Origin of the sequence: Dietzia sp. SLG310A2-38A2 (assembly GCF_014145095.1) — a bacterium.
Taxonomy (GTDB): domain Bacteria; phylum Actinomycetota; class Actinomycetes; order Mycobacteriales; family Mycobacteriaceae; genus Dietzia.
Genome location: NZ_JAALDX010000035.1, coordinates 1 through 6,540, shown reverse-complemented (window position 1 = coordinate 6,540; position 6,540 = coordinate 1). Strand labels below are relative to the sequence as shown.

The 6,540-nt window shown below is 69.1% G+C and carries 6 protein-coding genes; all 6 read right to left on the bottom strand.

Annotation, left to right across the window (positions count from 1 at the left end):
* Positions 1–230 precede the first annotated feature (230 nt).
* Positions 231–1,523, bottom strand: a complete 1,293-nt coding sequence (locus G6027_RS01370; RefSeq protein ID WP_182634722.1) for an acetyl-CoA hydrolase/transferase family protein — start codon at positions 1,521–1,523, stop codon at positions 231–233.
* Positions 1,524–1,578: 55 nt separating this feature from the next.
* Positions 1,579–2,565 (bottom strand): LLM class F420-dependent oxidoreductase, encoded by a 987-nt coding sequence (locus G6027_RS01365; RefSeq protein WP_182634720.1) that lies wholly within the window; start codon positions 2,563–2,565, stop codon positions 1,579–1,581.
* A gap of 137 nt (positions 2,566–2,702) precedes the next feature.
* Positions 2,703–3,584, bottom strand: coding sequence for an ATP-binding cassette domain-containing protein (locus G6027_RS01360; protein ID WP_182634718.1), 882 nt, complete (start codon positions 3,582–3,584; stop codon positions 2,703–2,705).
* A gap of 15 nt (positions 3,585–3,599) precedes the next feature.
* Positions 3,600–4,649, bottom strand: coding sequence for an iron chelate uptake ABC transporter family permease subunit (locus G6027_RS01355; RefSeq protein ID WP_182634716.1), 1,050 nt, complete (start codon positions 4,647–4,649; stop codon positions 3,600–3,602).
* Positions 4,642–5,664, bottom strand: a complete 1,023-nt coding sequence (locus tag G6027_RS01350; protein ID WP_346995592.1) for an iron chelate uptake ABC transporter family permease subunit — start codon at positions 5,662–5,664, stop codon at positions 4,642–4,644. Before G6027_RS01350 ends, G6027_RS01355 begins: the two co-directional genes overlap by 8 nt.
* 19 nt (positions 5,665–5,683) lie before the next feature.
* Positions 5,684–6,540 (bottom strand): ABC transporter substrate-binding protein (locus G6027_RS01345; RefSeq protein WP_182634714.1); only part of this gene is annotated, 857 nt, incomplete at its 5' end.

Sequence of the window (6,540 nt, the reverse complement as noted above, 5' to 3'; positions counted from 1 at the left end):
CTTCCTGCTGTTGTTCCTGGCGGCCAACGCGATCAAAGCGATGACCACGACCACTGCGACCACCCCGATGACGATCCACATGATGGGGTCCATAATTGCCTCCAATTTCAGGGGTCACATTCCACCGGAAACGTAGCCCCCCTCCGGGCCACCTGCCACCGGTCGGCACGCGGCCACCGCGGACGGGACCACCGCGACCGTGACGAGGTCGGACCGGCGTGGACCCGGCCCTAGTGCACGGCCCGCGGCACCAGCCCGGCCTCACGGGCCTCCCGACTCAACCGTTCGCGGTGATCCGGGTGGGCGATCGCGATCAGCGCGGCGGCCCGGTCGGACACCGACCGCCCCCTGAGGGTGGCGACACCGTACTCGGTGACGACGCTCTCGATGATGTTCTTGTGGGTGGTCACCGGACTCCCGGGCGTCAACGAGAGCGTGATGCGACTGATCCCCCGGGAGGTCTGGGACGGGGTGACGATGAATCCGTGGCCGCCGGGTGAGAACCTGCAGCCCCTCGCGAAGTCCGCCTGGCCGCCGGCTCCGGACCAGTACCGACCCCCGATCGTCTCCGATGCCGCCTGCCCGTAGAGGTCGACCTCGCTCGTGGCGTTGACCGAGTGGAGATTGTGCTCCTGGCCGATCACGCGCGGGTCGTTGACGATGTCCACGGGCAGCATGGCGACCGACGGGTTGTTGTGCAGCCAGTCCATGAGCTTCTGCGATCCCACCGCGAAGGTGGTGACGTGTTTGAACGGCCGGCCGGTCTTCCGGGATCCGTCGATGACGCCGGCGTCCACGAGGTCCATCACCCCGTCCGACAGCGCCTCGGTGTGGATCCCCAGGTTCGTGTGCCCGGTCAGGCGCGACAGGACAGCGTTGGGGAGTTTGCCGACGCCCAGTTGCAGACAGGCACCGTCCGGCACCCGCTCGGCGATGAGGTCGGCGATCGCGTGCTCGATCTCCCCCGGCACCGGGGGCTCGATGGTGATCATCGGGACGTCGTTGCGCGTCACGCCCACGACCTGGGAGATGTGGATGTGGTTGCGTCCGAAGGTCCGTGGCATGTTGGCGTTGACCTCGACGAAGAACGGCACCTGCCCTATGAAGGACGCCACGTAGTCGGCGTTGGTGCCCATCGAGAAGAATCCGTGTTCGTCGATCTCGGAGACGGTGGTGACGGCGAGGCCGGGCGGGCTGAACTCGCGCAGTGTCGCCGGGACCTGTGCGAAGTCGACCGGGACGAGGTCGCACCTGCCCTCGTGGAAGTTCTTCCGTGAACCGGGACCGAGGAAGTAGTCCACGTGGCGGAGCCTCCCCGGGTAGGCGCCCTCCATGAACGGCAGCGACTCCCAGGGATCCATGTGGTGGATGGTGACGCCGGTGAACCCCTCGGCTCCCGCGTCCAGTGCGCGCAACAGTGCCGGGGGCGCCGCGTTCTGGATGGGCGAGACGATGTGCATCCCCGGGGTCACGTGCTCGAGTACCGCCTCGGCGGGCAGCTCTTCGTAGTGGATGTCCTTCATCGCGGTCGCTCTCCGGTGGTCGGGGATTGTGAGGGATGTCCGCCGAACAGGCGGGTCACGCCAGGGCCGGGATGACCTCACGCTCGAAGAGCTCGAGTCCCGAGGTGTCGGTGGCGATCTCGGGGAAGTAGAAGACGCCGTACGTCATCCCCAGGCCCTCGAGGCCGCGGAGCTTCTCCACGATCTGCTCGGGCGTCCCCACCGCGGGGAGGTCGCGGTACGCGCCGAGCTGCCGCTCCGCCTCGTCCACCCCGACGTGGCGGGCCATCCGGTCGCGGAGGAACGCCAGCCTGTCGGCGACGTCCTTCTCCGTCTCCCCCACGGCCACGTTGTAGTTGGCGGTGCGCGTGATCTCGGACGGGTCCCGGCCCACGTCGGCGCAGTGGCCGAACAGGACCTCCGACTTGTGGGCGAACCCCTCGGGGCTGCCGTCGAAATTGGTGTAGTCGGCGTGGCGGGCGGCGGTCCGGAGAGTCTTGCGCTCCCCGCCGCCGGCGATCCACATCGGGATGCCGCCGTCCTGCAGTGGGCGGGGTTGCACGATGGCGCCGTCGACCCGGAAGTGCTCACCGTCGAGCGACACGCTGCCGTCGGCCCACGCCTCCAGCATGATTCGCACCCCCTCGTCGAGCATCGCGATCCGCTCCCCGGCGGAGGGGAACCCGTAACCGTAGGCCCGCCACTCGTGCTCGTACCAGCCGGCGCCGATCCCCATCTCGACGCGTCCGCCGGAGATGTGGTCGACGGTCGACGCCATCTTCGCCAGCAGCGCGGGGTTGCGATACCCGAGGCACGTGCACATCTGACCCAGCCGCACCCGGGAGGTCACCGCACCGAGAGCGGACATCAGACTCCAGGCCTCATGGGTGGCCTCTCCGGCGGTGAGCGGTGCGGTGTGCATATGGTCGTACACCCACACCGACTCCCACGGGCCCGCGTCCGCCCGCGAGGCGAGGTCTGAGATGACCGGCCAGTGGCGGGCGGGAGGAACGTCCACCAGGTCGAGTCGCCACCCCTGGGGCAGGAAGAGTCCGAAACGCATGCCCCCGACACTAGCGCCGGGGAGCACCCGGGGAGAGCCGGTCGCCCCCGGCCGGAGACCCGCGGGTCCCCGTCGTCGTCCGCATGGATCCTCCGTCGTCCCGATCGTTCACCGCGGCGTCCTCGGGGCGACCCGGTTCAGGCGGTGGAGAGGACGGCGCCGCGACCCTCGGACTCGTCCTCGCCGTCGAAGTACAGCGCCACGAATCGACCCGCGACCTCGGCGACCTGCATGTCCATGTCGTACACGAGCCGCAGGACGTCGGTGCGCATGATCTGGGCCGGGGTGCCGTCGGCCACGATCGAGCCGCCCTTCATGGCGATGATCCGGTCGGAGTACGCGGCGGCGATGTTGATGTCGTGGATCACCAGAACGATGGTCTTGTTCCGCTCCGCGGCGGTCCGGCGCAGCAATCGCATGATCGAGGTGGCGTGGCGCAGATCGAGGTTGTTGAGTGGCTCGTCGAGCAGGACGTAGTCCGTGTCCTGCGCGAGGACCATCGCGATGTGCGCGCGCTGGCGCTGACCGCCGGAGAGCTCGTCCAGGTACCTGTCGGCGAAGCCCTCCAGTTCCATCGCCCCCAGGGCGTACTCGACGTGCTCGACGTCCCCGGGGGTGGGCCGTCCACCGTTGTGCGGGTACCTGCCGAAGCCCACGAGTTCGCGAACGGTCAGACGGATGGAGACCGCGTTGTCCTGTCGGAGAACCGCGAGCCGTCGGGCCAGCTCACGCCCACCGCTGGCGGACACGTCGACCCCGTCGACGAGGACGTGTCCCGAATCCGCTTCCTGGAGCCGGCTCATGACCCCCAGCAACGTCGACTTCCCGGCGCCGTTGGGACCGATCAGCGAGGTGACACCGCCCTGGGCGAAGCACGCCGTGACCTCGTGGAGGACCCGGGTGTCCCCGTATGACGAGCACACCGCGTTGGCCTCGATACCGCACTCGTCCGACCGCTCGGTCGACCACCGGGACGCACTGGCTCGGTCGCCACGGCGGCGGAACGGGAGAAGGGACATGATGTGCCTCTTTCGTCAGCGTGCGCGGTTGGTCAGGAGCAGGAACAGGAACAGCAGGCCACCGATGAACTCGATGACGATGCTCAGCGCGGACTCGACGCCGAGTACGCCGAGCACCATCTCCCCACCGGCCAGCGCGATCACGCCGAGCAGCGAGGCGACGGGGAGGGTGAAGCGGTGGAGAGTGGTCCCCAGGAGGGCGTAGGCGGCGTTCGCGACGATGAGCCCGAAGAACATCACCGGGCCGATCAGGGCCGTGGAGGCGGAGACCAGGAACGAGACCACCACCAGGACGACGATCGTCACCCGGCGGTGGTTCACGCCCAGAGCGACCGCCGGGTCACGACCCAGCAGCATCACGTCCAGTCTGCGCCCGAGCGCCGCGACCACGACCAGACAGGCGGCCACGATGAGTCCACACGCGACGAGGACGTCCAACTGAACACCACGGAAGCTGGCGAACATGGCGTCCTGGACCTGGAGGTAGGCGGCCGGGTCGAGGAGACGTTGGAAGAACGAGGAGATCGAGCGGAAGAACACCCCGAACACCACACCGACCAGCAACAACAGGTGGATGTCGGTCCGTCGTCCACCGAGCAGCCAGAGGTAGAGCGCGGTCGAGGCCACCACCATGATCGCGGTCTGCCCCAGGAATCCGGAGAGGCCACCACTGATCAGTCCGCCGGCGATCGCCTCGGGCCTCGGGACCATGAAGAAGACGAGCATCGTCTGGACGAGCAGATACAGCGAGTCGAAGCCCATGAGCGCCGGGGTGAGGATCCGGTTCCCGGTGACGGTCTGGAACAACACCGTCGACACGCCCACGGCCACGGCCACCAGGACGATCGCCACGGCATGGCGGGACAACCGGTCCAGCGAGTAGTGCCATGCCCTGGAGCCGACGGTCTCCGGGAGTCCGGTCAACACCAGTGCGGCCAGCGCCGCGACCGCGACGGCAGCGCACACCAGCGCCACCGACCAGCGGCGTCTGTGGTCGGACTCCGCCCGGGTCCGGCCCGGCGAGAGCCTCTCCGGCGGGGTGACGAGCATCGCGGTATCAGCCATTGCGCACCGCCCGCAGCATCATCGCCAGGAATACGGCCCCGCCGATGATCCCCACCAGCGTCCCGACGGGGATTTCTCCCGCCCCGGCCGATCCGCCGGCCAGGATGCCCGGAAGCGACCGCCCCACCATGTCGCAGACGAGGACGGTGACCGCGCCGAGGAGCGCCACGAGCGGCAGGCCCCGTCGCGCGTCGTCGCCGACGAGCCTGGAGACGACGTTGGGGACCACGAGTCCGAGCAGCGGGAGTGCGCCCACGGTGACGACGACGACGGCCGCGACGGCGGCCACGATGGACATGCCCAGTGCGACGACAGTGCGGTGATCCAGCCCGAGGCCGGTGGCCACGTCCTCCCCCAGCCCGGCCACGGTGAACCTGTCCGCCGTGACGTAGGCGACCATCCCGAGGACGGCCACCAACCAGAGGAGTTCGTACCGCCCGGCGAGGACCGCGGAGAAGTCCGCGAGCATCCAGGAGTTGAGCATCTGGAGCAGGTCGCGGGACAGTGCCAGGAACGCCGCCACGGCCCCCACGACCGAGCCGAGCATGATCCCGATGAGCGGCACGATGAAGGAGTCGGAGACCGCGACGCGCCGGATGCACGCGAGGAACAGCGCGGTACCGGCCAGGGCGAACACCATGGCGACGAGCATCTTCATGACGATCGGTGCCCCCGGAGCGAGGATCGCCACCACGACCAGACCCAGCCCGGCGGACTCGACCGTTCCGGCCGTGGAGGGCTCGACGAAGCGATTTCGGGTGAGAAGTTGCATGAGGAGACCCGCGATCGCCAGGGAGGCCCCGGCGAGCGCCGCCGCCGCGGTCCGGGGCAGGCGGGCTTCGACCAGGTAGACGCGGTGGGCCTCGGTGATGCCACCGGTCAGGACATCCCACACGGTGATGTCGGCAGCCCCGACGAACACACTCGCGACCAGTGCCACCAGTAGTGCGGCCACGCCGAGAGCCGGCCACGGCGTCCGCTGCCGTGGCCGGCTCTCCACCAGTGTGGGGGTCACGACCGGATGCTCCCCACCGTCAGGAGACTGCCGCGTCGATCTCGTCGATCATGGAGTCCAGGACACCGAGTCCGCCGCCGATGAGGTACCAGTTCTGCCCGTCGAGCACGTGGACGTTGTCGTTGGTCGCAGCGGACGTCCGGTTGAACAGGGGGTTGTCCAGCAGCGCGGTGGCGGCCTCCCCCTCGGCGCCGATCGCGGCGTCGCGGTCGATCACGAAGACGTGCTCCGGGTCGAGTTCGGCGATCTGCTCCCAGCTCAGCGGTGCACCGTGCCTGCCCTCGGCGGCGACATCGCCGGCGGACTCCATCCCGAGCTCGTTGAAGATGATGTCGAAACGGGTCCCGGGGCCGTAGGCGGTCACCTTGCCGCCCGAGGTCATCAGCACCAGTGCCGTGCCGGCGTTCTCGGCCTTGGCGCGCGTCCCGGCGACCTTCTCGTCGATCTCGTCGAGCTGCTCCGCCGCCCTGTCCTCGGCACCGAACAGGGCGGCGATCTCCTCCACCTTCGCGCGGTTGGAGGCGACCGTGTCGGAGGTGTCGGGGTCACCGGCGATCACCTGATCCGAGATCTTGGCGAACTCGGGCTCCATCGCCTCCGTGCGGGCGCCGAACAGGATGAGGTCCGGGCCGAGCTCGGCGATGACGTCCATCTTCGGCTCCTTGAGGCTGCCGACGTCCGTGTACTCATCGCTCGCGTAGGTATCGAGCGCGTCCGGGAACACCCCGGTCTTGGTCAGGCCCACCACCCGGTCCTCGAGATCCAGCTCGTCGAGCGTGTCGGCCGCGGCGTGGCTGGTGAGGACGACCCGGGCGGGCCCCTCACCCTCGGCGCCGGCGGACTGCGCGTCCGAGCTGCCGCAGGCGGTGAGCGCAC